23 protein-coding genes and 2 pseudogenes are annotated in these 26,453 nt (G+C 71.3%); 10 read left to right on the forward strand and 15 right to left on the reverse strand.

Going from position 1 to position 26,453, the window contains the following annotated elements; all coding sequences use genetic code 11:
• Positions 1-116 precede the first annotated feature (116 nt).
• The 3 genes and pseudogenes from HS104_39315 to HS104_39325 all read right to left on the reverse strand — a co-directional run bounded on the left by HS104_39315 (position 117) and on the right by HS104_39325 (position 3,595).
• Positions 117-1,682 carry a hypothetical protein gene (locus tag HS104_39315; protein ID MBE7486009.1) on the reverse strand — a complete coding sequence of 522 codons (1,566 nt, stop codon included), beginning with the start codon at positions 1,680-1,682 and terminating at the stop codon, positions 117-119.
• Positions 1,639-3,129 carry a DUF4178 domain-containing protein gene (locus HS104_39320; GenBank protein MBE7486010.1) on the reverse strand — a complete coding sequence of 497 codons (1,491 nt, stop codon included), beginning with the start codon at positions 3,127-3,129 and terminating at the stop codon, positions 1,639-1,641. The genes HS104_39315 and HS104_39320 overlap by 44 nt, the downstream gene beginning before the upstream one ends.
• A 346-nt stretch (positions 3,130-3,475) precedes the next feature.
• Positions 3,476-3,595, reverse strand: a pseudogene (locus HS104_39325) (SH3 domain-containing protein).
• 251 nt (positions 3,596-3,846) lie between these two features.
• On the opposite strand from HS104_39325, the gene HS104_39330 reads away from it, so the two are divergent.
• Entirely contained in the window at positions 3,847-4,182 is a 336-nt protein-coding gene (locus HS104_39330) for a four helix bundle protein (GenBank protein MBE7486011.1), read from the forward strand.
• 907 nt (positions 4,183-5,089) lie between these two features.
• On the opposite strand, the pseudogene HS104_39335 reads toward HS104_39330, so the two are convergent.
• From HS104_39335 to HS104_39345, 3 genes and pseudogenes are all read right to left on the reverse strand, one after another.
• Positions 5,090-5,386 (reverse strand): annotated as a pseudogene (locus HS104_39335) (PT domain-containing protein).
• Positions 5,387-5,392: 6 nt separating this feature from the next.
• Positions 5,393-6,370, reverse strand: coding sequence for a hypothetical protein (locus HS104_39340; GenBank protein MBE7486012.1), 978 nt, complete (start codon positions 6,368-6,370; stop codon positions 5,393-5,395).
• Between the two features lie 171 nt (positions 6,371-6,541).
• Positions 6,542-7,072 (reverse strand): hypothetical protein, encoded by a 531-nt coding sequence (locus HS104_39345; protein ID MBE7486013.1) that lies wholly within the window; start codon positions 7,070-7,072, stop codon positions 6,542-6,544.
• An 85-nt stretch (positions 7,073-7,157) separates the two neighbouring features.
• On the opposite strand from HS104_39345, the gene HS104_39350 reads away from it, so the two are divergent.
• The 8 genes from HS104_39350 to HS104_39385 all read left to right on the forward strand — a co-directional run bounded on the left by HS104_39350 (position 7,158) and on the right by HS104_39385 (position 15,280).
• A complete protein-coding gene (locus tag HS104_39350; protein MBE7486014.1) occupies positions 7,158-8,837 on the forward strand; it encodes a glycerol-3-phosphate dehydrogenase/oxidase in 1,680 nt (559 codons plus the stop codon).
• Complete coding sequence (locus HS104_39355; protein MBE7486015.1) at positions 8,834-9,961, forward strand: FAD-dependent oxidoreductase; 1,128 nt, start codon at positions 8,834-8,836, stop codon at positions 9,959-9,961. The genes HS104_39350 and HS104_39355 overlap by 4 nt, the downstream gene beginning before the upstream one ends.
• Before the next feature lie 51 nt (positions 9,962-10,012).
• Positions 10,013-10,960: a hypothetical protein gene (locus HS104_39360; GenBank protein ID MBE7486016.1), complete on the forward strand. Its 948-nt coding sequence runs from the start codon at positions 10,013-10,015 to the stop codon at positions 10,958-10,960.
• Positions 10,939-11,835 carry a hypothetical protein gene (locus HS104_39365; protein ID MBE7486017.1) on the forward strand — a complete coding sequence of 299 codons (897 nt, stop codon included), beginning with the start codon at positions 10,939-10,941 and terminating at the stop codon, positions 11,833-11,835. The genes HS104_39360 and HS104_39365 overlap by 22 nt, the downstream gene beginning before the upstream one ends.
• Positions 11,825-12,301 (forward strand): hypothetical protein, encoded by a 477-nt coding sequence (locus HS104_39370; protein MBE7486018.1) that lies wholly within the window; start codon positions 11,825-11,827, stop codon positions 12,299-12,301. Before HS104_39365 ends, HS104_39370 begins: the two co-directional genes overlap by 11 nt.
• Positions 12,301-12,954: a hypothetical protein gene (locus HS104_39375; protein ID MBE7486019.1), complete on the forward strand. Its 654-nt coding sequence runs from the start codon at positions 12,301-12,303 to the stop codon at positions 12,952-12,954. The genes HS104_39370 and HS104_39375 overlap by 1 nt, the downstream gene beginning before the upstream one ends.
• Positions 12,951-13,556 carry a hypothetical protein gene (locus HS104_39380; protein ID MBE7486020.1) on the forward strand — a complete coding sequence of 202 codons (606 nt, stop codon included), beginning with the start codon at positions 12,951-12,953 and terminating at the stop codon, positions 13,554-13,556. The genes HS104_39375 and HS104_39380 overlap by 4 nt, the downstream gene beginning before the upstream one ends.
• Before the next feature lie 710 nt (positions 13,557-14,266).
• Positions 14,267-15,280, forward strand: a complete 1,014-nt coding sequence (locus HS104_39385) for a UbiA family prenyltransferase (protein MBE7486021.1) — start codon at positions 14,267-14,269, stop codon at positions 15,278-15,280.
• 10 nt (positions 15,281-15,290) lie between these two features.
• On the opposite strand, the gene HS104_39390 is transcribed toward HS104_39385, so the two are convergent.
• Positions 15,291-16,481 (reverse strand): hypothetical protein, encoded by a 1,191-nt coding sequence (locus tag HS104_39390; protein ID MBE7486022.1) that lies wholly within the window; start codon positions 16,479-16,481, stop codon positions 15,291-15,293.
• A 208-nt stretch (positions 16,482-16,689) separates the two neighbouring features.
• On the opposite strand from HS104_39390, the gene HS104_39395 reads away from it, so the two are divergent.
• Positions 16,690-16,896 (forward strand): hypothetical protein, encoded by a 207-nt coding sequence (locus HS104_39395; protein ID MBE7486023.1) that lies wholly within the window; start codon positions 16,690-16,692, stop codon positions 16,894-16,896.
• Here the strand turns inward: HS104_39395 and HS104_39400 are convergent.
• From HS104_39400 to HS104_39435, 8 genes are read right to left on the reverse strand one after another with little or no spacing between them, the layout of a single operon-like run.
• Complete coding sequence (locus HS104_39400) at positions 16,887-17,042, reverse strand: hypothetical protein (protein MBE7486024.1); 156 nt, start codon at positions 17,040-17,042, stop codon at positions 16,887-16,889. The genes HS104_39395 and HS104_39400 overlap by 10 nt on opposite strands.
• Before the next feature lie 10 nt (positions 17,043-17,052).
• Positions 17,053-17,640 carry an electron transport complex subunit RsxA gene (locus HS104_39405; protein ID MBE7486025.1) on the reverse strand — a complete coding sequence of 196 codons (588 nt, stop codon included), beginning with the start codon at positions 17,638-17,640 and terminating at the stop codon, positions 17,053-17,055.
• Positions 17,640-18,293, reverse strand: a complete 654-nt coding sequence (locus HS104_39410) for an electron transport complex subunit E (protein MBE7486026.1) — start codon at positions 18,291-18,293, stop codon at positions 17,640-17,642. The genes HS104_39405 and HS104_39410 overlap by 1 nt, the downstream gene beginning before the upstream one ends.
• Positions 18,294-18,295: 2 nt before the next feature.
• On the reverse strand, positions 18,296-18,949 hold the full coding sequence (locus HS104_39415; protein MBE7486027.1) for an FMN-binding protein: 654 nt from the start codon (positions 18,947-18,949) through the stop codon (positions 18,296-18,298).
• Complete coding sequence (locus HS104_39420) at positions 18,946-19,947, reverse strand: RnfABCDGE type electron transport complex subunit D (protein MBE7486028.1); 1,002 nt, start codon at positions 19,945-19,947, stop codon at positions 18,946-18,948. The genes HS104_39415 and HS104_39420 overlap by 4 nt, the downstream gene beginning before the upstream one ends.
• The gene (gene rsxC, locus HS104_39425; protein MBE7486029.1) at positions 19,944-21,278 is read right to left on the reverse strand and encodes an electron transport complex subunit RsxC; all 1,335 of its coding nucleotides are present in this window, start codon (positions 21,276-21,278) and stop codon (positions 19,944-19,946) included. Before rsxC ends, HS104_39420 begins: the two co-directional genes overlap by 4 nt.
• Complete coding sequence (locus HS104_39430; GenBank protein MBE7486030.1) at positions 21,275-25,630, reverse strand: 4Fe-4S binding protein; 4,356 nt, start codon at positions 25,628-25,630, stop codon at positions 21,275-21,277. Before HS104_39430 ends, rsxC begins: the two co-directional genes overlap by 4 nt.
• Positions 25,627-26,418: a 4Fe-4S binding protein gene (locus HS104_39435; protein MBE7486031.1), complete on the reverse strand. Its 792-nt coding sequence runs from the start codon at positions 26,416-26,418 to the stop codon at positions 25,627-25,629. The genes HS104_39430 and HS104_39435 overlap by 4 nt, the downstream gene beginning before the upstream one ends.
• Between the last annotated feature and the right edge of the window lie 35 nt (positions 26,419-26,453).

Here is a 26,453-nt window from a genome sequence, read left to right on the forward strand (position 1 = left end):
CTGGAGGCCAAGTCGACGCGGCGAAGCCCCCCGTGCCAATAACGCATGAGACACCTTCTTCCGGTCGCGTGACAAGGCGGTCCGACATCACGCAACGTCAGGTTCTGCTGCCGAGCCTAGTGCGGCATCTCCCGCCCGAGCTCCTCGACCACGCTCTGGTCGTCGAGCGTCGCGGGCCGTCCGGGTCGCTTCGCCCGGAGGTCCTTGGGCATGTAGGAGAGCTCGGCCACCGTGGTGCCGGAGAGCCAGGCGCGCGCGGCCGCGAAGTCGAGCTCGCCGGGCGCGCGGACGAAGCCCAGCACGAAGCCCCAGTCGCCGAGGGAAGGCACCGCCGCGTGGTAGGGATGCGGCTCGAGCTCCGCGGCCCGGAGCGTCGCCACGATGGAGTCGAAGCTGGTCGGCGCCGTGAATGGCGACAGGGCCTGCACCACGCACACGCCGTCCGGCGTCAGCCGCTCGCGCAGCTTGCGGTAGAAGTAGCGCGTGAAGTTCTTGCCCTCGACGTGGCCGTCGGGATCCGGCAGATCCACCACGGCCACGTCGAAGCGTTCGCTGCCCTCCGCGAGCCAAAGGATGGGCTCCCGCTCGATCACGCGCAGGCGCGGTGACGTGAGCGCGCCCTCGGCGCGGCGGGCGAGCCAGCGCTGCGTCCGCGCGATGTCCACGAGCGCGCGATCCACCACCACCACGGTCACCGACTCGACGTCCGGGTGACGCAGGATCTCGCGCTCCGCCGGGCCCGCGCCGCCGCCGAGCAGGAGCACTCGCCCGCGGGCCTTCGCCACGCCGAGCGCCGGGTGGACCAGCGCCTCGAAGTAGCGGCGCTCGTCCAGGGTCGAGACCTTCAGGTGGCCGTCCACCCAGAGCTCGTAGCCCTCCTGCCCGGAGGTCACCTCGTAGCGGCCGCGCTCCGACTCGCGGTGGAACACCACCGGGTTGGGGTGGGAGCCGAGGATCGCCGTGGGCACGACGAGCTCGCACGCGAAGAAGAGCCCGAGCCAGAGCAGCACCGCCGAGAACGAGGCGAGACGCGCGAGCGCTGCGCCGGGGCTCGGGCGGCGCTCCAGGAACCAGCGCAAGGTCGGCGCCCAGGCGCCGAGGGCTGCCAGCAGCATGGCCAGGGAGAGGGACGCGCGAAGCGGACCCACCACCGAGGCGATGCCGGCGCCGGTGCCGCACAGCACCGCGAGCGCGAGCAGCCGGAACGGGTTGGCGAGCCGCCAGGGCGCGTCGAGCCGGACGAGCGTGCGGCCGAGCGCGCCGAGCCCGAGGGCGGTGCTCGCGCCGAGCGCGGCGCCGGTCACCAGGGCGGTGCAGAGGCTCGTGGCGACGAGGGGCGCTCCCGTGGCGAAGGCGAAGTAGGCGACGCCCGCGGAGGTCCCGACCGAGAGCGAGGCGAACGCGAGCATCCACGGCAGCGCGCCGAAGGCGTCGGCCCAGCGCTGGCGCGCGGCGAAGATCCCGAACGCGGCGGCGCCTAGGCCGGTGACGCCGATCAGCGGGCGAAAGGCCGCGTTTTCCGCGTCCACGTAGAGCGCGGGCTGGACCACGAAGACCTCGTGGGCCGCGCCGACGAGCGCCGCCGCGCCCAGCACGGCGAAGTAGAACGGCGGCCCGCCGATGTCCGTGGCCGCCGGCTCACTTGCCGCCGCTGTAGACGCCGGACCCGCTTCGGACGCCACTGCTCCCGCTGCTGCTGCTACCGCTGCTCCCGCTGCCGTCGCCGATGCACGCGCCGCACGAGCCGAGCGCGCAGATCAGCAGGATCAGCAGGATCACGATGATGATCACCGTGGTCGAGGCGCAGCCGCCGCTGCCTCCGGAGGAGCCGCCGCCTGCCGCGATGCCCTGCGCCCCCGCGCCGTCCACTGGCAGCCCGAAGGCGTTGGCGATCACCGCCCAGGGCATGGGCGCGGAGTAGCTCCAGTTGGCCTCCCCGCCGCCCGCCTCGCGGGAGAGCACGTCGTTGCCGCTGATGAAGTCGGTGACCTGCGTCTCCTCGCCGATCTCTGCCTTCCAGTAGATCTCGCCGAGCACGTAGTCCACGCGGGCCACGTTCTGGTTGCGGCGCGAGAAGCTGCGGCCGCCCCAGCCGACCTGGTTGGGCATGCCGTAGAGCTCGAGCTCGGCCAGGTTCACCGACGTGACCCAGCTCCACCCCGTCTCCGGGTCCTTGACCAGCCAGCGGTAGCCGACGGGCTGCGACCAGAGCAGGAACTCCTCCCAGGTGTAGCGCTCGCCTTCGAAGTCGCTGGAGCGCTTCATGTAGGCGATGCAGATGTACTCGACGCCGTCCAGCGTGCCGCGGCCCCCGATGGGGATGTCCGGCAGCTGCATGGCGCGCTCCTGCTGCGCCACCACCTGCTGGAGGGCCACGTCGCTGACCGCGCCGCAATACGGGCAGCCCACGCGCTCGGCGCGATCCCCGGCGAGCTTCGGGATGTCGCCGCCGCACTGCGGGCACTTGATCATCGCCGACTTGATCTTCTGAGCGCTGCGCGGACCGAGCTGGGTCACCTGCATCTGCGGCTCGTCGAACACCCAGCCGGTGAAGACCTCGTAGGAGCCGCGATTGTCGTGGTAATCGAGGGTCGCGAAGGCGTTGTTGACGCCGTAGCAGTCGGCGTAGTGGCGGACGAATCCGCGCGGGAAGGCGGCGGGCAGCTCGCCCTCCGCGCTGACGATGGTGCCGGTCTTGATCTCGGCGACGCGGAAGTTCCCGGCCGCGCCGAGCGGCACGTCCATCTCGACGTAGAGCGCGGTGTAGGGCGGGATCGCCAGCCCCGGCGTCTGGCTGGTGACGTACCACTTGCCCTGCGCGTACGCGAGCCAGCCCCAGGCCTGTCCGTAGTCGAAGGCGACGTAGTACTCGTCCCAGGGTCCCTTGCCGTGGTCGAGCTGGACGCGGCCGAGCACCTCGAAGGGCCGCCCCGAGAGCGTGCCCTGGTCACCGACGGCGATCAGCGACGGTGTGTTCGCGATGTCGGCGACCTTGCCCAGGTTCTCCAGGCCGCGGTCCGAGCGCACCACCGTGGCGCGGCAGTACTCGCAAACCTTGGCGATGGACGAGCCCACTCCGAACTCGATCGACGCCCCACAGCTCGGGCAGCTCCCCTGCGCGACGGCCATTCAGTAACTCGGGACGGACTCTAGCATCATCGCCGGACTCTTTGACACGATCCGAACGCGAGGCCCGCGCCCGACGAAAACTGGCCAAAAACACCTGAGAAGGCCGGGCTTCTCGATTCACCTTGCCCGCACCGAAGTAACGAGCGCGCTGTCCTTCGGAGCACGGCGCGGCGCCCGCGCGGGGCGGCACGGGGCGGCGCTCAGCCGCGCATGCGCGCGCGGAACAGAGCTCGGGAGCCGGAGCGGGTGCGGGAGCAGGAGCAGAAGCCGGAGCAGGAGCCGGAGCAGGAGCAGAAGCAGGAGCAGGAGCCGGAGCAGGAGCCGGAGCAGGAGCAGAAGCCGGAGCAGAAGCCGGAGCAGGAGCAGGAGCAGGAGCAGGAGCAGGAGCAGGAGCAGGAGCAGGAGCAGGAGCAGGAGCAGGAGCAGGAGCAGGAGCAGGAGCGGGAGCAGGAGCGGGAGCAGGAGCGGGAGCCGGAGCGGGTGCGGGTGGTACTGGTGGTACCGGGTGGTACCGGAGGTACCGGACAGGACATCGCTGACAGCTGGGGTCCTTCCGGGCCGCGTGGCTTGCACGCGCGTGCCAGCTGACGCTGGCACTGGCGCGTGCAGCGCTCTCGGGATTTGTCCTCGGCCCGTGGAGGACCACGCAGCTCAGGTGGGTCGATCCGGCTGCCTGGTTTTCGAGTCCTTCACCGGGGGTGAAAGGACTCGAAAACCATGCCCCAGCCTTCTCTCCCACACCATCGACTGCTCGCCTGGCATCTCGCCGCGGAGCTCGTGCGGCTCGTGAACGACATCCGCATCAGCGACGCCGAGGACCGGCGCGAGGCGCGGCGGGCCGCCAAGAGCTGCGCGCGCAACGTCGCCGAAGGCGCGGGCCGCACCTCGCGCGCCGACAAGGCCCGCGTCTACGCCATCGCCCGCGGCGAGTGCGGCGAGTGCGTCGCCAGCGTCGAGCTCGCAGGCGCGACGGGCGCCTGCGCAGCCGGTGACGTCGCTCGGGTGACCGAGCTCGGGAGCCGGCTGTCCGCGATGCTGTACCGGTTGAGCTAGCCTTCGGCCTGAGATTCGACTCGGGCTCGTCGAGCGCGGTCTCGCCGGCGCGGATGGTCGTGCGATCCCGGTCGAAGATGCGGCCCAGCTCGGAGAAGCTGAAGCTGCGAGCGGGGTCATGTCGCAAGAGGTACCAGACCTCCTGGCAAGCGGCCACGGCGGCCTGCGAGCGTCCGCGACCGCAGACTTCGTCGAGCAGGACGCCGCGGCGCTCGCAGACGCTCAGGACGAGCGGCAAGAGGCTGCGTGCGGGAGAGCACGCGACTCGATGCAGCTCTAAGCCTGCCGGAGGGGTGTCCCACGCGAGCGAAGTGTGCGGTTGGGGGTGCGGTTGGGCGTGCGGTTGGGCGTGCGGTTGGGCGTGCGGTTGAGCGTGAGGGAGAGCACGCGACTCGATGCAGCTCGAAGCCTCATGGAGGGGTGTCCCACGCGAGCGAAGTGTGCGGTTGGGGGTGCGGTTGGGCGTGCGGTTGGGCGTGCGGTTGGGCGTGCGGTTGAGCGTGAGGAGAGCACGCGACTCGATGCAGCTCGAAGCCTCATGGAGGGGTGTCCCACGCGAGCGAAGTGTGCGGTTGGGGTGCGGTTGGGCGTGCGGTTGGGCGTGCGGTTGGGCGTGCGGTTGGGCGTGCGGGAGAGCACGCGACTGGATGCAGCTCGAAGCCTCATGGAGGGGTGTCCCACGCGAGCGAAGTGTGCGGTTGGGCGTGCGGTTGGGCGTGCGGTTGGGCGTGCGGCAGAGCACGCGACTCGATGCGGCTCGAAGCCTGACGGACGGAGGGGTGTCCCACGCGAGCGAAGTGTGCGGTTGGGCGTGCGGTTGGGCGTGCGGTTGGGCGTGCGGCAGAGCACGCGACTCGATGCGGCTCGAAGCCTGACGGACGGAGGGGTGTCCCACGCGAGCGAAGTGTGCGGTTGGGCGTGCGGTTGGGCGTGCGGTTGGGCGTGCGGTTGGGCGTGCGGTTGGGCGTGCGGTTGGGCGTGCGGTTGGGCGTGCGGTTGGGCGTGCGGTTGGGCGTGCGGTTGGGCGTGCGGTTGGGCGTGCGGTTGGGCGTGCGGTTGAGCGTGCGGGAGAGCACGCGGCTTCGGCCCGTGTGTGGAGGACCACGCAGCTCGGGTGGGTCGTCCGGGCTGCATGGTCTTCGAGTCGTTCAACGGGGGTGAAAGGTCGCCACGCGTGTGGGGAGTCCGCGGAGCGAGAGGAAATCCCCGCTCACTTCGCTTCGGCCCGCGTCTCCCGCAGGGCCTCGTCTACCAGTGAGGCCAGCTCGTCCGTGGCGCGATCCTTCTTCGCCGCCTTCTTCGGCTGCGGCGCCGTCTGAAGCATCGCCTCGAGCTCGGCCAGGGACAGGTCGTCGTCGTGCTTCTTCATGCCGAACAGGCCGCCGAACAAGGGCTTGTCCTTGGCCAGGTCGAAGTCGCCTTCGGCCAGGCGCTCGGGCGATTCCTTCAGGGCGCGCAGGAGGGCGCTGTTCCTCTCGAGGAGGGCCCGCGCGTCGTCGAACGCCTCGCGCTGCGTGGGCGGCAGCTCCTTGGCCAGGGCGCGCGCGGAGTGCTCGCCGCGGGCCGTGAACAGCACGCAAGCGATGGACAGCTCCGCCGGTCCGAGGGCGGTCAGCTTGGCCACGCTGGGGCCGCCGCAGCTCTTGGAGTAGATGTGCGAGCCCTCCAGCATCAGCTCGCCGAACCCCAGCGCCACCGCCGTGAGGTCCACGCTGAGCTCCAGCGGCTCGTCGATGGAGTCGCCCTCGTTCTTGGTCTCCATCAGGAAGACGTAGGCGAGCGCGCGCGCCACCGTGGCGGTCAGCGCGACCGGGTGCCGGAGCTCGGCCTCCTGGAGCTGGAGCCGCCAGCCGTCGCCGTCGTCCACCAACCGAGTGGGCGACTCGGTGTTCGCACCCTTGGGCACGGCGCAGCCCCCGGTGCCGCAGCCCCCGCCACCGTGCGCGTGCTCTTCGCCCTCGGCGTCGATCAGCACGGGCTTGACCGGGATGTCCGCCATGCCGGCGTGCTCCTGCATCCGCTTGACCAGACGCCGCAGCGACTTCGCGTCGGCCTTGAACGTGTCTGGAAAGAACTTCTCGGTGGGCAGGACGAGCGGGCGCTCACCCAGCTCGGGGCCCAGGCGCTGGATGAGGCGGGCGTAGCGCTGCACGACGGCCCGCACGACGGGCTCGGGAAGCTGTTCCATGGGCCAATGGTGACAGACCCCGGGGCGTCAGTCCACGGAGCGCGGCGCGCGGAGCCCGGGGCGTCAGTCCACGGAGCGCGGCGCGCGGAGCCCGGGGCGTCAGTCCACGGCACGCGGCGCGCGGAGCCCGGGGCGTCAGTCCACGGCACGCGGCGCGCGGAGCCCGGGGCGTCAGTCCACGGCACGCGGCGCGCGGACCCCGGAGCGAGAGAGGTCGCCGCGGCGGATGCGCTCGAGCTCGGCGAGCCGGATCACCACGCCCCGAGCCACGATGTCGAGCACGTGCTCGATGACCTGGCGCCGCTTGCGCGGATCACCGGAGAAGGTCAGGTGGCTCTTGGCGGCCTGGCCCCGCGGCAGCCTGCCCACGGCGGTGCAGCGCACGCGCAGCACGTCCCCGTCGTCCTGGATCGAGAGCTCCGAGATGGTGAAGCGATACTGGATCACGTTGTTGCGGCCCGCGCCCCACTTGGCGCGCCGGGACTCGCGGAGCAGGCGCTTCTTCAGGTACTTGGTGTAGCCCTTGGCGTTGGCGACGTCGGGCGGAAGCTCGACCTTGACGATCTTGATGGTCGGCCGCCCGTTGGGCGTGATCAGCGCGAGGCGCGCGTCCTTCTTCTCGCTCGGCTTGCCCTTGGCCGAGGCCGGGACCGCCGCGAGGAGAAGCGCACCGCACAGGGCCAGCCGGGAAAGGCCTCTCATATCGTCCCGGACGCTACGCCGCGGCGGTTGGCCGGCCAAAATTTCCGGGGTCTCGGCCCGCGAACCTGCTAATTCCGTGCCCGCCATGCCCGTTCAGGCTGCCTCCGACCGACCCGACGTGGACGTCGTCGTCATCGGCGGTGGAGTCAATGGTAGCGGCGTGGCGCGCGACGCCGCGCTCAGGGGGCTCTCGGTCGCGCTGTTCGAGCGCAACGACATCGCCTTCGGCGCCAGCGGCAACTCCAGCGGCATGATCCACGGCGGGCCGCGCTACCTCACCTACGACCCCGACGTGACGTACACGTCGTGCCTGGACTCGGGGCACATCCAGCGCATCGCGCCGCACCTGCTGTTCCGCATCCCGTTCCTGGTTCCCATCCAGGCCGGCCGCTACCCGGCCAGCGTCGCGCTCACGGGCTACGACGCGTTCTTCGACCTCTACGACAAGTACCAGGAGCTGAAGAGCGGCAAACCCCACGTCCGGCTGAGCGTGGACGAGATGCGCCAGCTGGAGCCGGGCCTGAAGGGCGATGCCGTCGGCGGCGTGACGTTCGACGAATGGGGCATCGACGGCGCGAGGCTCTGCATCGGCAACGTGGTGGACGCCATCGAGCACGGCGCGGAGGTGTACGTCCACACCACCGTCACCGAGGTGACCCGCCGCGAGGACGGCAGCGTGAGCGGCGTGCGTTATCGCAACCGAGTGACCGGAGAGAGCGGCGCGCGCACGGCGCGCGTGGTGGTCAACGCGACCGGAGCTTGGGCGCCGCTCACCGGCACCTTGGCCGGCCTCGAGCCCAAGGCCGCGCGCATCCGTCCTGGCAAGGGCATCCACGTCTTCCTGGATCGCCGGCTCACGAACTACGCGGTCGTCGCCACGGCCATCGACGGCCGGCAGGTGTTCCTCTTGCCCTGGCAGAACATGTCGGTGCTGGGCACGACCGACGACGACTACTACGGCGATCTGGACGAGGTCGTCGCCAACGGAGACGAGGTCCGCTACCTGACGCAGGCGGTGGAGCGGGTGTTCCCCGCCGTGAAGAGCGCCCGCGCCATCGGCACCTGGGGCGGTGTGCGCCCCACGCTCTACGCTTGGGGCCCGAACGAAGACAAGCTGAGCCGCGAGCACGAGATCGTCGATCACGCCGCGCACGGCGCCGACGGCTTGTATTCGATGATCGGCGGCAAGCTGGCCAGCTACCGGATCTTCGCCGAGGAGATGACGGACGTCGTCGCCAAGCGTCTCGGCAATGAGACGCCGGTCAAGACCCACGTCTCGCCGCTGCCGGGCGGGGACGAGGTCATCGATCCCTTCGTGCTCAGCGACGACGGCCTGATGGACCCGGTGGCCGCGCTCCGGTTGGAGTACCGCCACGGCAGCCGCGCGCTCAGGGTGATGGAGCGTATCGCCAGAGAGCCACGCGAGGCGCGCGTGACCTGCGAGTGCGAGCCCGTGCTCGAGGCCGAGGTGCGCTACGTCGTCGAGCACGAGCTGGCGACCAGCGTGGAGGACGTGTCGCGCCGGACCCGGCTCGGGCTCGGCTCCTGCGGGGGCATGCGCTGCGCCGCGCGCTGCGGCGCCATCGTCGCACAGATGAAGGAGCGCTCGCCGGAGTCGGGGCGCCGGGACGCGCTGCGCTTCCTCGAGCGGGCGCGGCGGCGCAGGCTCGCGGCGGTGGGGCCCGCGCAGGCGCAGCAGGAGGCGCTGGCGCTGGCCCACCTGCGCGCTCAAGTCGGCCGGGAGCCGGGCGAGGACGAGGCATGAAGGTGCTGGTGATCGGCGCCGGTGTGGCGGGGACCGCCGCCGCGTGGGCCGCGGCGCGCGCGAGCGCGGAGGTGGTCGTCGTCCACGATCGCGCTGGGGCCTCGGCGCTCGGCAGCGGCGCGGCCGACTTCGATCCCTGGGAGCGAGCGAGGGCGCCCCACGAGCTCGGCGCCGAAGAGGCCGAGCACCTCCGGGCCCTGGGCTACGTCGCTGGATCGGAGCCGTGCCTGCTCGCGACCTCGGCGGGACTGCTGCGCCCCGCGCGCGCGCGGGACGGCGCCCTCTTGGATCTGGCGGAGCTCGGCGGGCGGCGGATTGCCGTCGCCGAGCTGGTTCGCGACGACTGGGACGCGCCGCTCTTGGCGCACGCGCTCAGCGAGACGGCCTGGGCGAAGCGGACGGGCACGCGCTTCGAACCTCGCGCGCTCGAGCTCGACGCGGAGCGCGCTCTGCCGGCGTACGACTTCGCCGCGCGCTTCGAGGACGAGGCCGAGCTCGAGAAGCTCGGTGCAGAGCTCGCGAAGGCGGGCGGCGGGGCGGACGCCTGGCTGCTCGGACCGTGGCTCGGCACGAAGCCCGGCGTGGCGGAGGCGCTGCGCAAGCGCGTCGAGCTGCCGCTCGGCGAGGCGCTCTCGCTCCCCGGCGGCGCGGCGGGGGCGCGCTTCGAGGCGGCGCGCGACGCGCTTTTGTCCGAGCGCTCGATTCAGGTTCGCCGCGCACGCGTCGAGCGCGTCTCGGCTTCGACGGCGGTGTTGGAGGGGGGCGAGGAGCTCGCCGTGGACCGAGTCGTGCTCGCCCTCGGCGGCGTGCTCGCCGGGGGCATCGTGCTCGACCCCGCGCGTCCCGATCACCCGGGAGGCGCGGGGCTTCGGCCTTCGCTGGACGCTCCCGTGGTCTTGGAGCTGGACGGCTTGCCCGTGGATGCCGTCTCCACGCTCCACGGCGTGGATCTCGCGAGCCACGGCGTCGAGCTGCTCGAGCGCGTTGGCATCGCGGTGAGCGGCGCAGCGGCCCGGGGAGCGCCGGGGATCTTCGTGGCGGGCGACGCCGTCGCCGATCGGCCGCGCACCTGGCTTCGCGCCTTGGCGTCGGGGCTCGCGGCGGGTCGGGCGGCGGCGACCTGAGCGCGGGTCTCGAGACCCGGCCCGCGCGCTCCGTGATAACGTCTCGGTGTGGTGCGTCGGCGGGTGAGCACGGCCGCAGCGATGGCGTTGGCGGTGACGACGGGGACCTGCGTCAACCCCACCGACATCTGCACGCCCCAGGAGGCTGATCTCGGCTTCTTCTCCAAGGGCGACTGCGTCATGACCCGGTCGTCCTTCTTTCAAGGTCACGAGTGGCTCACGTCCTTCGCCAACGACGCGCTTCCGCCCGACGACCGCTTCACCCGCGAGGAGGTTCACGCCATCGCGGAGGGGAATCGGCGCGTGGACTGGCCGAAGGAGCTCTTGGTGCACCTCAACGCGGGAGTCTACTCGTACGTGCGCGCGCTCACCGAGTACACCGATCGGAACGAGGTGCAGCGAATGCACTTCCTGTTGACCGACACCAACCAAAGCGCCGAGGCGGCGCGGGACGCCAACGAGACGGTGCGCGCGCTCACCCGGGCGGCGGCTCGGGACTGGATCCCAGCGCGCGCGCGCGCGCTGTCGGAGCTGGGCAAAGCCAGTCACGTTATCCAGGACTCGTTCTCCGATGCCCACACGTTCCGCGATCGTGACCACGCGAGCCGGCCTTGGTGCATTCAGCGGGTGAAGGCGTTCCGCCCCCGCAAGGCCGGGTACGAACGTTACACCGACGGTGCGGAGGTGCTGTTCCACGGCGGCAGCACCGACGCGCACGGCAACAGCCTCTCCGAAGACAGCATCGGCCACACCACCACCAAAGACTCGATCTATCGCCCGGGGCGCGACTGCAACGATCCCACCACGCCGGGCGCCGTCGAGGCGTGCCTGAACGACTTCGCGAAGCGCGCCCGCGACGCGACGCGCGACTACCTCTCCCTGGCGCGACGCGTGGTCCGAACACCCGCCAGCGGTGCCGATCTCGACGCCGTCGTCGATCAGGAGATCGACGCCTTCATCACGGAGCACCTGTCGCTGTGTCCCGACGCGCCGCAGTGATCGCCCTCGCGGGCTGGCTGGTCGGATGCGCAGACTCCGACGCGCCGGCTGCATGCCATCGCGTCGCCGGCGGTGCGCTCTCGGCGGACGGGCTCTCGCTTCGACTCGGGAGCCGCGTCGCCGGGGCGTCGCTCCACCCGGGTCCGGTCGGTCGCTGCGACGCGGGACCCGCGCCCGCCGCCGCGTTTCTCGATGCTCACGCGGCCTTGCTGGCGCTGCCCCCCGAGCTCCGCCCGCGCCAGGTCGACGTGCACTGGATGATCGCCAGGGGCGCGGCGCGGCGCATCGAGGTCCACGCGGAGTCCCGGTCGGTGCTGCTCGCCGGCGGCAATGAGCCGCTCTCGCGTACCGTGTGGCTCCACGAGCTCGGCCACGTGTGGGCGGCGGGGGCCCGTCCCCCGGGTCGCCTCGGGCGAAGCGTGCTGGCGGCCGTCGACGAAGGGTTCGCCGACTACTATGCCGCGCTCGTGAATCGCTCCCCGCGCGTCGGTGGACGCGACGAGCTTCGCGACCTCGAACGGCCCCCGCCACCTGCTGCCGCGGCTTGGGCCGAGCTGGCCCTGGCGCCGGAGGGGTTCGACCCGCACCGGCTCGGCCACGGCCTCGCGGCGAGCCTCTGGGCGCTCGAGCCCGCGAACACCGGGCTGCTCCTCGACCTGCACACGGGCCTCGCCTCCGACGCCACGTACACCGGCGTGCCCGACACTCCGGGTGCGGTGATCGAAGAGCTCGCGCGGCGCATCCCGAACCGCAGCCGCGCACGCTTCGAGCAGGCCGTGGCCGCCTGGGCTCCGGCCGAGGTGCTCGGCGGGCTCGCCAGCGTCGACTCCGCGCGGGCAGCGCCTGGTAAGATGCGTGGCGCTCATGGCCCGTGATCTCTCAGGCCTTTGCCTCGCGGGCCTCGCCGTCGTCGTGCTCTCGGCCTGCACGGTGCACCACAGCCGCCAGGCGGTGTGGACGCCGCACCACGAACCGCCGGGGCCCGAGTCCACCTTCGTGACGGAAGAGGACAGCGGGCTGATGCTGCTCGGCCTGCTCCAGCTCAGTGAGCCGGACCACTACGCGGTGCTGCTCGAACGCGCGCGCCGACGGCACGCGTGCGACGAGATGCACCACGCGCAGCTCGACTTCTACACCGACCACTGGCTGCTGGTGGCCTTTCCCATCGCGCGCATGACGCTCGTCTGCGAGAAGCGTGCGCCTCGCGCAGCGCCGCCGGCACCCCACTCACCGGCGGCGCCAGCGTCGCCGACGAGCACGCCCGAGCCTCCGATCGCGCTGCCGGCCCTTCCCCCCGCAGTCGACGACGCCGGTGCGGGGGGGAAGTCCGAGGCGCCGTGATGCCTTGGGCGCGCGTGACCGGCCGGGCCCTCGCCGCCAGCCTGGTGCTCCGCGCCGCCGCCGTCGCGGCCGCGCCCGCGACGGAGGTCCCGCGCGATCACGGCGTCGTCGGCCCCGTGCTCCCGGAGCGCTGGGAGGTGGAGCCGCGGCGGCACTGGGTGGTGGGCATCACCACCGAATCCGCGGCCCAGCGCGTCGCGTCCGACGAGGTCATCAGCGCGCTCTTCGTCGGCCTGTCGGCGGGGCTGCGCTGGGAGTGGGCGAACCCGCACCTGCGCCTGATGGCCGGCGATCGCGGCGTGAACGCGCGCTACTTCGCCGGGCTCGGGTTCCGGACGTTCTTCGGAACGCTCTGGGGAACGGAGTGGTCCTGCGGTGTCGGCACCCACTTCGACGCGCGGCTCGCTCGGCACTACTGGCTCGTCGGCGTGACGCCGCTCGAGCTGGGCGTGACCCTGTTCGACCAGCGCTCGTGGAGCATCCAGATGTTCTGGGGCGCGCGCGCGGCAGTCGCGGGACGGCTCCTGAACTCCTACCTGATCGACCCGAACGGGTTCCACAACGCGGCGGCGCAGGACGAGCTGGAGGATGCCCGGGATCACCGCCCCTGGGAGGGGTTCGTCTCAGTGGTCTTCGGGAGGAAGGTCGAGTGAGAGCACTCGCGGCGCGCGCCGCCGTGGCGCTCGCGTTGGTCGCGCCCGCGGCGCGGGCGAAGGACGTCGGCTTCCGTTCACCCGGCGGCCGGGCCTTGTGCGGTCCGCACGAGCGGTTCGGGACCGTCGTCGATCAGAACCGGCGATTTTTGGTGGTGGAGGTCGCCACCGGCCTGGCACCAGAGGGCAACTTGGCGATGTTGCTCGGCGTGCTCAACCTGCCGGTCCACGGCCTCGAGTGGTATCTCGGCTACGGCGTCGAGCTGAACCCTGCCGTTCATTACTCGGCGAGCGTGCGCTTCTTCCCCGAGCTGGGTGAGTTCCGCCCGTACCTGGGCGCCGGCTATCTGTACAAGGACACGTACGCCATCGGCGTCTCCTCGCACAACGTGTTCGTCGAGATCGGTCACAAGTGGATCATGCACCGCACCTACCACTTCAGCGTGGGCGTGGGCGTGCGCCGGCTGCTGGCGCTGAGCATCGACCGCGACTCGATCCTGAATGACCCCGACGTCGATCGTGCGCTGCTCGACGAGCAGATCGACGAGGAGCTACCGCGCTGGCTGCCCACCGTGGCCCTGCGCTTCAGCCGGGCGTTCTGAGCCCTTTGCCCCCGCACACCCGGCCGCGCTCGGGGGCTTTGGCGTCGGGCGGAGCCGCCGCGAGCTCGAGCAGGTCGCCCTGCTTGCAGCCCGCGTCGCGCAGCACCAGCGCGACCAAGCCCGGCGTGTCCTCGACCAGCCAGTAGCTCTTCGGTAGCCGGCGCGAGCATGCCCTCGGCGTCGGCGGGCGAGTGAGCGACCTCGACCACCAGGTTGCGTCCGAGCTCCGGCAGCTGGAGCAGCGCGATCTTCCTCCACAAGCCGTCCACGAAGGCCAGCGCCTGCACGAACTGCCCGTTCTCTCGGAACACGCCGTGGTAGGTCTCGCGCCCTTTCTCGCTCACGGTGGCGATGCGGAGCTTCTCCGGGAAGAGCGCCTCTGCGACTGCGAAGGGGATGATGATGAGGCAGACGGGGCTGTGACCGCAGCCTCCGCCGCCCCCCTTGGGCGCGGCGCGCTTCTCGACCTTCACCACGACGTCGGGCGGGTCGTCGAGCTCCCCGACGGCCGCGAGCTCCGTGGGGACGCTCACGAAGGACTCGAACTCGACCTTGGAAGCGCAGCGAGCGCAGCCGCCGAGCCACAGCGCGAGCAGGCCGAGGAGGACCCGGCGGATCATGTCGCGCAGGGTACCAGCCCAGCACCCCGGCTCACTCGACTTCTGCTAGCGTCCGCGAGGCTCATGGGGTCGTTCGCAGCATCTTCGGCCGTGCCGCGCCGCGGGGTGACTCGCGTGCTCGCCGCGGGCGTGCGCTTCGGCAACTCCTGGGTGCGGCGGCGCGCGGAGCTGGGAATGGCCCCTGCCGCGTTCGCGCGCGCGCTGCTCTCCGCCGCCCGGCCCCACTTCTTCGTGCTGCCCGCTGCGGCCTGCCTCGCCGGCGCGGCCGCTTCGCCCGGTGTGGCGCGCGGTCCGGGCGTGGCTGTCGCGGCCGTCGCCGTGGGCGTGGCCTGGAGCGTCGGGCAGCTGCTCAACGACCTGGTGGATCTGGAGGCCGACGCCGTGGACGCGCCGGAGCGGCCGGCCGTGAGGGGACTCCTGCCCGAAGGGCCGACCGCGCTGGCGGCCTCGCTGCTCGGCCTGCTGGTCGCGCTCGCGCTCGCGCTCACGCACCGGCTGGGCTGGCTGATGGCTCTGGCGAGCGCGCTCTTGATGCTGGCGTATTCCCCCGCCAAGGCGCTGCCGTTCCTGGGCAACCTGGCCCACGCCGCGCTGATGGCCTGGCTCGCGTTCATCGGCGCGGCAGCGGCCGCCCCGGACGCGCCGCTGCTCGAGGTGGCGGCCCACACCTGGCGCATGCTGCTCGCCGTCGGCGCGCTCGCCGCGCTCTACCTGCAGGGCAACTACGAGAAGGATCGCGCCGGGGACACGCGGGCGGGCTACCGCACGTTGGCGCACTGGCTCGGCGTGCGCGGGAGCGCGCTCCTGCGCGCGGGCTCGGGTGGGCTGCTCTATTGGGCGGGTCATCGCGCCGGCTTGGTCTCCGCGGGCGCGCGCTGGCTCTGGCTGCTCTCCGCCGCGCTGCTGGCGCTGTCCGTGGCTCGCTCGCTGCTCGAGGGCGGGCGGCGGGGTGCGCTCGCGGGCTACCGCTTCACGGTCCACTCGACCGTGACGGCGCTCACTGCGCTCGCGTGGCCGCTGATCGGCTCGGCGGGCGCGCTCGGCCTGTTGGCGGCAGCCACGCTGTTGGTGGAGCTCGCCTTCGCGCGCAGCGAAAACCCCTGAGGCGCGGGCCTCACGGCTCGAGCGTCGAGTTGTTGATCTCGATCTTGGTGTCGTCGTGCATCGAGATGCCGGGCTGGGCGTACCACGAGCCGCCGCTGTTCTTGCGGATGGTGGAGTCGTTGATCACGATGTTGCCCGAGTGGTCGTTGGTCACGAAGAAGATGGCGCTGCCGTGGGCGTTGACCTGGTTCTGCTCGATCAAGGTGCCGCACAGGGAGAGCGTCATGGTGTTGCCGTCGTTGTAGATGCCGCCGCCGCTGCCGCCGCCGGGGGTGCCGGCCTTCGCGGGGTTGGCGCCGTTGCCCACCGCCTTGTTGTAGCTGAACAGGCTGTTCACGATGGTCCACGAGACGCCGATGCTGCTGACCCCGCCGCCGTTCGAGCAGGCGTTGCCGAAGCCGCTCGGATCCCCGCCGAAGGTGCTGTTGACGACGTAGACGGGTTTGTCCTCGGACTGGTCGAACACCCGCACCGCGGCGCCGCCGACGTCGGGCCCGGTGTCGTCGCACACGTTGTTGAAGAACCGGCTGTTGACGATCTTGATGCGCCCGCCGCGGGCGAAGATGGCGCCGCCGCCTTCCTCCACGCTCTTGGCGTTCCCGTCGGAGAAGGTCAGGTTCTGGATGCTGAGCCGCGGGTGGTCCTGGTCGTTGCAGTGCGACGTGGTCCACTTCTGGTCTTGGTCGCAGGTGTTCATGTAGAGGATGCGGTTCTTGCCGTCACCGCTCAGGACGACCTTGCCGCCGCCGTCGATCACGATGCTCGGGCCCGTGTCGTTGACGATTTTGGCCGTCTCGGTGAGCTTGATCACGACTGGGTCGGGGCCACAGTCGAAGGTGATGACGCCGCCCTTGGCGATGGTCTGCACCACGAGATCGGAGGTACAGCTCGCCGGCGTGCCGTCGCCGATGACGTGATCGGGATTCGTGACGTCCTCGGGCAAGGCCTCTGCCGGCAGGCCCAGGCTGCACTTGCCCTCCGACCAACCCGCCGGCGGACCCGACTCGGGATTGGCGAGCGGGTTGTGGATGGTTCCCGGGTTGGTGCCGCCGGCGGAGCCGCCGCTGCCGCTCGAGCCGCCGCCGGAGCCACCGCCGCCGCCGGAGCTGCTGCCGCCGGTGCTCGCGCTGCCGCCGCCGTCGTCACCACCGCAGCCTTGCGTGCCCAAGACCAGAGCCAACAGAAGCAAGCTCGAACGCATCACCGACCTCCGCCGCCCAGTATACGCCAACTGTGCCGGCTGGGCCCTCGGAGCACGCTTCGCGAAACGCGTGCGCGTCACGCGAGGGCCTCGCGAAGCATCTGCGAGATTTGCGAGCGAAACCCGCTCCGTCGTCGGTTGACCCTGCTCGGCCGGGGGCTACTCTCCAATTGAGACACGAGCAACATTTGATCGGAAGGAGTCACCGATGGCACACCTGGCAACGCACATGACTCTGGACGTCTTGGTCGCCACCGTCGCCGATCTGGAGGCGCGGGTGATCGAGCTGAAGCGAGCGGCCAACACCCTGGCCGACATGTACTCGCTCCAGCTGCCCTACATGGATGTGGGGGTGATCGCCTCCACCCCCATGCGCCGCACCGACGAGTCCGAGTCCGCGGACTCTCAGGACTGAGCGTCGCCTTCTTCGGCGTCGCGGGAGCAGCGGCCGCCGCTGCACGCGCCGCAGCGCCCTCGGTTGGGGCAGCCGGAGGCGCGGTCTACGAGCACCCATACGGCGCACGCTGCGGCGAGACCGAGGATGGCGAAGAGCTCGTACATCGATTTGTCCTCAAGCGTTGGAGAACAGGCCCGCGAAGCCCATGAAGGCCAGGGAGAGGATCCCCGCGATGAGGAAGCTCATGGCGGTGCCCTTCACGACGTCGGGGGCGCCGTTGACCTGGGTCTCCTCGCGGATCCCCGCCATGATCACCAGCGCCAGGGTCAGGCCCAGGCCGCTGCCGAGCGCGAAGACCAGGCCCTGGACCAGGCCGTACCCGCGGCTGGTCTGGAACAGAGCCAGCGCGAGGATGGCGCAGTTGGTGGTGATCAGCGGCAGGTAGATGCCGAGCGCTCGGAACAGCGCCGGGCTCAGCTTCTTGATCACCATCTCGACGAACTGAACGGTGCTGGCGATGACCACGATGTAGCTGATCAGCGCGAGGTACGGCGTCTTGACGACCACATAGGTGTTGAGCACCCAGGTCGCGAGCGAGGTGATCAACATCACGAAGACGTTGGCGACGCCCAGGCGGACCGCGGTCTCCACCTTGTTGGTCACCCCCATGAAGGGACACAGGCCCAGGAAGTAGCTGAACGTGAAGTTGTTGATCACGCAGGCCGACGCGAAGATGAACACCAGGTTGCCGATGTCGCCCATCACACAGCCTCCCGTTCGGCCACGCCGGTGGGCGCGGCACGCTCGGCGCGCCGCTTCCTGACGTACCCGAACAGCGTGAGCAGCGCGCCCAGCGTGAGGAACCCACCGGGCGGAAGCACCATGATGGCCCAGGGCTCGAAGCTCGAGCCGAGAACCTGGGCTCCGAGCAACGTACCGCTCCCGAGCAGTTCGCGGATGGCGCCGATCATGGCCACCACCAGCGTGAAACCGATGGACATGCCGGTGGCGTCCGCGAGCGAGAGCCACACCCGGTTCCTGGCGGCGAACGCCTCGGCGCGTCCTAAGATGATGCAGTTCACGACGATCAGGGCGATGAATGCGCCGAGCTGCTTGTGCGCCGCCGGGAGCAGCGCCGCCAGCGTGAAATCGATGACGGTGACGAAAGTCGCGATGATGATGATGTAGGCCGAAATGCGCACCTGGCTCGGGATGATCTTGCGCATCGCGGAGACCATCGCGCTCGAGCCGATCAGGACGAAGGTCGTGGCCGCGCCCATCACCAGCGCGTTCTCGAGCGAGTTGGTGACGGCCATGGTGGGGCACAGCCCAAGCACCGCGACGAGCACCGGATTCTCCTTCCAGATCCCCCGGGTGAGCTCCGGCCAGGCGGGTCGAGAGTCCTTGTCCGCCATGCTCACTTCACCTCCGAGCTCGCCGTCTTGGGCCCGTCGGCCCCGAGCTTGGGCAGCCAGGTGGCGTTGCTCTTGTTCATGATGGTGACCACGGCCCGCGACGAGATGGTCGCCCCGGTGATCGCGTCCACCTGGTTCGGCGCCGTCTTCTCGCCTTTCTTCACCAGCTCGATCGTCGGGTCGACCTTCAGCTCGACGAAGTTCGCCTTGAAGTGGGGATCGAAGATGATCTTGTCGCCGAGCCCTGGCGTCTCCCGGCTCTCCAGCACCTCCATGCCGATCACCGCGCGGCGCTTGGGATCGTAGCCGTACAGGATCTTGACCGCGTCCTGGAAGCCCGGGCCCTCGGCTGGCACGGCGTAGCCGATCAGCCCGCCGGACTCGTCGAGCCCGCGGTAGACGAGCGGTTTCTGGCTGGGCGCGCCCACCTTGCCCTTGAACGGCACGAGCGTTCCACCCTCGAGGGCGAAGGGCTCGATCTTCTTGGTGCCGGGCAGCACTTTGTAGACGGCCTCTTGCAGGGCAGCGGCGCGGTTGTCCTGAATGCGCTCGAGCGTGCCCAGGTAGACGAGGACGATCGTCAGTCCGGACAAGAGCCCGGCGACCGCGAGCGTGCCCGCCAGCCGGATCGAGGAGGGCTCGGCCGCTTCGCTCATCGCTTGCCTCCGAAGGTGCGGGGCTGGGTCTTCTTGTCGAGCAGCGGTGTGACCGCGTTCATCAGCAGGATGCCGTACATCACGCCCTCCGGCAGCCCACCGAAGAGGCGGATCAACACCACCAGGACGCCCACCCCGAGCCCGAAGATCCAGGCGCCGCGGGGGGTCAGCGGCGTGGTGACGGGATCGGTGACCATGAAAACCGCGCCGAAGAGCAGGCCGCCAGAGAGCAGCATGAAGATCGGCGTCGGGTAGGACGCCGGCTTCCACAGGTGCAGCACGCCGCTCAGCGCCGCCACCGAGAGCAGCGTCGAGACCGGCAGGCGCCAGTCGAACACGCGGCGCAGGCCGAGCCACAGCCCGACGACGATCAGCACGATCGCGGCGGTTTCGCCCAACGAGCCCGCGGTGTTCCCGGAGAGCAGCAGACCGAGCTCCGTCGGCTTGTGCTGGAACTTGGACAGACCGAGCGGCGACGCGGAGCTGATCACGTCCACCTTGGCCTTCATCAGCGGCAGCGCGAAGCTGCTCGGGTCCAGGTGCAGCAAACCCCGGCCTGGTGCGACCCAGGTCGTCAGCGTGATGGGGAACGCGGCCTGAAGGAACGCGCGCCCGACCAACGCCGGGTTGAAGATGTTCTTGCCCAAGCCTCCCCACATCAGCTTGCCGAGCGCGATGGAGACGATGCCGCCGAGGGTGGCCATCCAGAGCGGGATCGCCGGCGGCAAGGTCAGGGCGAGCAAGATCCCGGTGAGCAAGCCGGAGCCGTCGCGGAGGGTGGACCATCCCTTGCGCTCGGACAGCAGCCACTCGGTGCCGACGGCGCCCGTCACGGCCGCCGTCACCAGGAGCAGCGCGGTGATACCGAAGTAGTAGGTGGCGGCGGCGATCACCGGCACCGTCGCGCCCACCACCTCGAGCATCACGCTCCGGGTGGTCTGCCCTCGGTGCACGAACGGCGAGGTGCTGATCTGGAGCAGCTCCAGGCTCTGGCTCATGAGGCGTCCTTCTGCCGGACCAGGCCCTTGCCGACGCGGATCAGCTGCACCAGCGGGATGTGCGACGGGCACGAGAACGAGCAGCTCGCGCACTCGAAGCAGTCGAGCACGTGCTGCTCCTTCAGCTCGTCGGTGAGCTCGGCGCGGGAGAGCTGCGCCAGCCGCGACGGGTTCAGGAACATCGGGCAGGCCTCCAGGCAGCGCCCGCAGCGGATGCAGGGCTCCTCCGGGGCCGTCTTCGCCAGGCGGGTCAGGACCAGGATGCCGGAGGTGCCCTTGGTCACCGGCACGTCCAGGCTCTTCTGGGCGTTGCCCATCATGGGACCGCCGAGGATCACCTGCTTGGCCTCGGGCAGGAGCCCGCCGCAGTGCTCGATGACCTCCTTCACCGGCGTGCCGATGGGGACCATCACGTTCGCGGGCCGGCGCACGCCAGGGCCGGTCACCGTCACCGCGCGCTCGATCAGCGGCTGCCCGCGGTCGAACAGATCGGCCAGCGCCGCCGCGGTGCCCACGTTCTGCACCACGATCTCGAGATCCAGCGGCAAGCCGCCGGCGGGCACCTCCTTCTTCAGGATGGCCTCGATCATCATCTTCTCGGCGCCCTGCGGGTACTTCACCTGGAGGCCCACCACGGCGACGCGCTCGCGATCGACCTCCTTCTCGAGCGCGGCGATCGCGTCTGGCTTGTTGCGCTCGATGCCGATGTAGGCGCGCTCCGCGCCCGTGACCTGCATGATCAGATCGAGCCCGCGCTTCACGTCGGCGGCCCGCTCGGACATCACCCGGTGGTCGCAGGTGAGGTAGGGCTCGCACTCGCAGCCGTTCAGCATCACGAACTGCACGCGCTTGCCCTTCGGGACCTTCAGCTTGACGTGGGTCGGGAACGCCGCGCCGCCCAAGCCGACCAGGCCGCCGCGCTGGATGGCCGAGATCAGGGCTTCGGCGTCGGCCTTGGCCGGATCCGGGACGTCGAGCGGGGTGACCTTCTGGGTCGCGTAGGCGTCGGCCGCGATGACGACGGTCTCGACGCGCTTGCCGCTGGGCGCCAGCCGGAGCTCGATGGCCTTCACCGTGCCGGTGACCGGCGCGTGCAGGTGCGTCGAGACGAAGCCCGCGCTCTCGGCGATGACCTGGCCCCGCTCGACCTTCTGGCCCGCGCGGACCAGCGGCTTGCTGGGCGCCCCGATGTGCTGAGACAGGGGCAGGAGGTACTCGTCCACGAACGGCATGCGCTCGATGGCCGAGGCACACGTCGCCTCCTTGTTCTCGTCCGGGTGCACGCCGTGGCGAAAGGTGCGCCCCTGGAGAAAGAAGGCGAGCCCCGTCATGAGCTCTCGTCTCCCGACTTGGCCGCGCCGCCGCGGTAGCCCGCCAGCGTGAGGAGGCGCGCGCCGAGCCGCTCTGTGGCCTCCTGGAGCTTCTGCTGGGACAGCGCTGCGAGCCGCTGCTCGTAGTCGGCGGCGAGACGCGCGAGCTCGGCCTGATGTGCCGCCGCGAGCTCGTCCCGAGCCGCGGCGCGCACCTGCTCGGTGAACGGCGTGGAGACGCCCGCGAGCTCCTGCAAGGTACGCCAAGTGTCGAGGCGCTCGACCACGACGCGTGCGAGCTCGGCGTCGAGCGCGCGGGGGCCGTCCGCGCCGTCGAGCTCCGGTGTGGCCTGCGCGCGCGCCGCGGGGTCGCCGAGCGCCCACTGGGCCACCGCTTGGGTCGAGCCGGTCGGCTCGACGAAGTGCGCGGCGAAGCGGGTCTCGCCCGCGGCGAAATGCGCGGGGGTCAGCGGCTGCCCGCTCGCATCGCTGGCCCAGGGCTCGCCGGGCGCGGGGTTGCCGGCCAGAGACAGGCGCGCGCCGAAGACGCCGCCTGCCGCGGGGTCCCAGCGCAGCAGCGGGTGGACTCGGCACTCCACGGCGAGCCGCGCCCGCTCGACGGTGAAGGCCTGGTCGAACCCGTGGCGCACCGGGCTCGGCGCGTAGAGGTGGATCAACGCGGGCCCGGTCGCCTCGAGCGCGGCGTACAGGCCGTCGAACAGGTGTTCCTGGTGAGCCAGCGTCGAGGAGAGCACGAAGGCGCGGCGCTCCGCCACGAACGGCAAGAGCGTCTCGCCGGAGCGGAGCAGTCGCTCGCGGCCGTCGAGCACGAGCACCTTGATGGGCAAGCGCGAAGCGAGCGCGCGCGCGAGGCCGGCGCGGGTCTCGGCGCCGAGCGCCTCCGGGCCGCACAGCACCAGGAGCGGTGGGCAGTCCGCGCGCTCCGCGGGGCCGAGCCCCGCGAAGTCGAGGCTCTCGAGGGCACGCTCCTTCAGCACCAAGTCCGAGGGCGCGGCCAGCAGGAGCTCGCCCAGGCGCACCAAGCGCGCCTCGGCGACGTGGCTCGCCGCCAGGCTCTCGGCGAGCCCGAGCGCCAGGTCCAGCGCTCCCGGCGACAGATCGACGACCACGGGTGCGGCGAACGGGTTGCGCGGGAACTCGGCTGCCCACTCCGCCAGGGACGGGCTGGCGACGACCAGACCGAAGCGCGCGCGCCCGAGGCCGTCGGCGCCTTCGGCGATGCGCTGGCGCAGCTCGTCGAGCTGCTTCGCCGTCCGCACCAGGCGGCGCGCGCGGTCGCCGTCCACGCTGGCGCGTTCGCCCAGCGCCTCCAGCCGGGTGATCAGCGCGGCGGTGCTGGCGCCGCGATCCGGCAGGTCGTCGAGCGCGCGATCGAGCGCCGTCAGGTCGTCGCTTGGAATCGACGCGGCCAGCGTGCGCCTGACCGCGTCGTGCAGCTCGCCGATCAGCTTGTCCAGACGGCCGAGCTGCTGAGCGAGGGCGCGCTGCTGCCGGTACTCCGCCACGGCCACGCCGAGCCGCGCGCCGAGCCGCGAGCCGGAGCCGGGCTCGTGGCCGCCGCCGCCGGTCACGCTGAGCAGCGTGTGCCGGCTGGCGAGGATCGCCGCGAGCATCCCGGTTCGACCGGCTGCACGCGCCAGGCTCTCGCCGCTCGGATCGGGCAGGCGTTCCCAGACCTCGAAGCCCGCCGCGGCCGCCGCGACCGTTGCCTCGGTGCGGCCTCCGACCTGCACCGCCTGCTCCGCGCACACCGCCGAGCAGCCGCCACAGCCCTGACAGGCAGCGGGGTTCACCGCCAGCCCGAGCAGCTCTCCGCTGCCCTTCTGCTGCGCGTGCGCCTCGTGGAACAGCACCTCCGTGGCCGCGAAGGGCAACGCCGCGATCGGGCCGAGGGTGGCCTCGAACGCCCGCTCGAAGGCCGGCCGGTCGGCGTCGGCGATCTTCATCTGCTCGACGAGCCAGGCGAAGCTCTCCCGGAGCAGCTCCGGCGTGAGCCGCCGGCCCTTCTGCTTCGCCAGCGTGCCGTCGATGCGGGCCGCTAGCTGCTTGTGAGCTCGCTTGAGCTTGTCGGCGGCGGGATCTCGCTCCGCGCTCGGCTCGGCGGCGAGCTCCGCGGCCCGATCGAGCAAGGCCTCGGTCCGGATCAGGGCAGGGGCGAACGCGGAGTCGGGGCAGGCGCTCCAGCACGCCCCGCAGCCGACGCAGCGCTCGGCGTCCACCAGCGGCAAGCGGTTCTGATGAGTGGCCACGTGGAAGAGGCCGCTCGTGGAGGGGGGCAGCGCGGCGAGCGAGAGGTAAGGATCCGGCGCCGGCTCGGCGGCGCCCTTCTCGATGCGCGGCGCCGCGAGCTCCCCCCAGAAGCGCGGCAGGTTGTCGTACTCCGCGCGGCTCTTGGCGAAGCGCCGGACCGCGAGCGGCGGTGTCTCGTCCGCTGCTCTGCCAGTCGGCTCTCCATAGCTCTGCCAGTCGAGCTTCTCCGGAGTCCCGCTCGTAGTGGTGATGGCGGCCTCCTTGGCGAGCAACCACGGCGCGTGCTCGACGAGCTCTCGGGCCCGAGCGTTCAGCACCCAGACCGTGAGCTCGCGCTCGCGGATCTCCGCGCGCCATGACGCGGGAAGATCTCGCCACAACGCCTCCGGCGGCAGCGGGCTCGAGAGCAGCGCGACCCCGCCGCGCACCACCTGGCGGAGCGGATTGACGTCGTGGGGCAGCTCCGGCGCCGCGACGATGGCCGCGTCGTGCCAGACCACGGCGCCCGGCTCGACGAGGGGCTCGGGGCAGGCCGTGACCTGGGCCGCGAAGGTTCCTTGTTCGGCGCTCGAGCGGCGGCTCCGCACGTGCGCTCCGACCGCGGCGGCCGCGCGCTCGGCCAGGCGCTCCAGCACTTCTTCCGGGGACTCGCTCTTGCGCGCCCACAGGCCCACGGTGCGCGCGGTCTTGGGCCGGAGGTCGAGCGGGGCGTCGACGCCGAGGCTCGATCGCAGGAGCTCCGGGTACGCTGCGCGCACCTTCTGATTCAGGACCTCGCGGCGCGGGTGCTCCGACCGCGCCTCCGGGAAGGAGACGCCGAGGGTCAGGTAGGGGCGCGCGGCCTCGCCGATCTTCATGTTCTCGAACGCGCCGAGCAGATCGGCGTTGGACAGCGGCTGCCCGCCGAGCCCGTAGCTGGCGGAGAGAACGCGTGGCGAGCGCTCGCCCAGGGCCGCTTCGATCTCGCGCCTGAGCGGGCCCGGGGCACCCGTGGCGTCACCCGTGCGCTCGAGCACGGTGACGACCTCGACGTCCGCGAGCGCCTTCCGAATCTGTTCCACGGCGAGCGGCCTGAGCCACTCGATCCCGAGCACGCCGACCTTCTCTCCGCGCTCCCGGCGCAAGTAGGTCGCCACCGCTTCGGCCGACTCGATGGCCACGCCCTGGGCGACGAAAGCGTACCGCGCGTCCTCGATGCGGTGAGTGGAGACGAGCGAGAGCTTGCGCCCCGTGAGCCGCGCCAGCCGCTCACACGATTCCGTCAAGACCTGCTCCAGGTCGCGCGCGAAGAACTCCTGCCGGCCGGCGAGCGAGACGGAGAGATCTTGCCCCGAGAGCTCTGCGCCATGCGCCGCGGGCCGATCGAGATCGAACCAGCGCGGCACGCGCCGGCGCTCCGCGCCCAGGAGCATCGTCTGCGCGGCACCCGTCGCGGGAACGCCGGCCTCCGGGGGACCGAGCAGCTCGCGCACGCTGGCGGCCTTGGGGAGCTCCACGCTGGCGGGTGCCCAGGCCGTCTCCGGCCCGTCCTGCACGACCACGGCCGGGACGAGCGCGAGCTCGGCGGCGCGCCGGACTATCAGGGTCATGTCCACGGCGTGCTGGGCGTTCCGGGCGAGCCCCAGGATCAGGCCCGTATCCGCCAGCGCGTGATACGGCCCGTGGCCTTCGGCGCCCAGCGTCGGCGCCGAGGCCGTGTCCGCCGAGACGACGGCGTGGATCACGAGCGGCGCACGTCGCGAAGCGACCGCGTGCAGCGCGCCGTGGCACTCCACGATACGGCCTTCCGGGATCAGCACGGCGGCGCGCGCGCCGCCCAGCGCGCGGCCTTCCGCGAGGGCGATGGCGCCCTTCGGGTCCTCGCTCACGGTCTCGGACACGAGCTGTCCGAACGCGTTCGGACCCGCGGTGAGCTCCTCCGAGCCCAGGGTCTCGCTCTCGGATGCCACGCGACAGACGCGCTGGCTCGCCAGCACCTCCGTCGCCAGCACCGCGGCGGCGCCGGTGGAGACGCTGCGCTCTCCTTCGGCCGGCTTCACGCCCTCCGCCTCCGGGCGCACCAAGCGCGTGAACCAACGGGCCGTTGCCTTCGCCCAGCTCATGATGCCACCTCGAGCCTTCTTCGCTGAAATTGGTTGCCGACTACTTCCTTGATGGCGCCGGTCGGGCAGCGCAGCGTGCACTTGATGTCGAGCCGTGCCGAGTCCTGGAGCACGGGCAGGCCCCGCTTCATGACGATGGCGTCTCGCGGCGCGTCCAGCGCGCAGCGACCACAGCCGTCACACGCAACCGCGCAAGCGTTGGTGGCCTGCGCCCCGGTCAGCGGGCTGTTGCACTGGAGGACGATGGGGTGGTCGAGCGGCTCGATGCTGAACAGGTTGACCGGGCAGGCCGTCACGCAGTCGCCGCAGGCCGTACACTTGTCAACGTCCACCACCGGCAGCGCCTCGGCGTTCATCTGAATCGCCGCGAACGTGCAGGCACGGTCGCAGTCGCCCAAGCCCAAGCAGCCCCAGGAGCAAGCCCGTCCACCCCCGTTGACCACGAAGGCGGCGCGACAGGAGGGAATGCCCTGGTAGTCCGCCAGTTGCCGCACGCTGGACTTGCCACCGGCGCAGTGCAGCCGCGCGACGCGCTTCTGTCGCTCGCCCGCCGCCACGCCCAGGTAGGCGGCGATGGCCGCGATGCCTTCGGCGTTGCTGACGGTGCAGCCGCTGGGCTGAGACTGTCCGTTCACGACGGTCTCGGCGAACGCGCGGCAACCGGGCTTGCCACAGGCGCCGCAGTTGCTGCCCGGCAAGAGCTTCTCGACGTCGTCGATCCGCGGGTCCTCCCAGACCTTCAGCTTCCGGTTCGCAATGGCCAAGATCACGCCGAACGTGAGAGCCACGCCGAACATGATCCCTCCTGCCGTTGCGATCTCGT

The sequence above is a fragment of the Polyangiaceae bacterium genome (assembly GCA_015075635.1).
In the GTDB taxonomy this organism is placed as follows: Bacteria; Myxococcota_A; Polyangia; order Polyangiales; family Polyangiaceae; genus JADJKB01.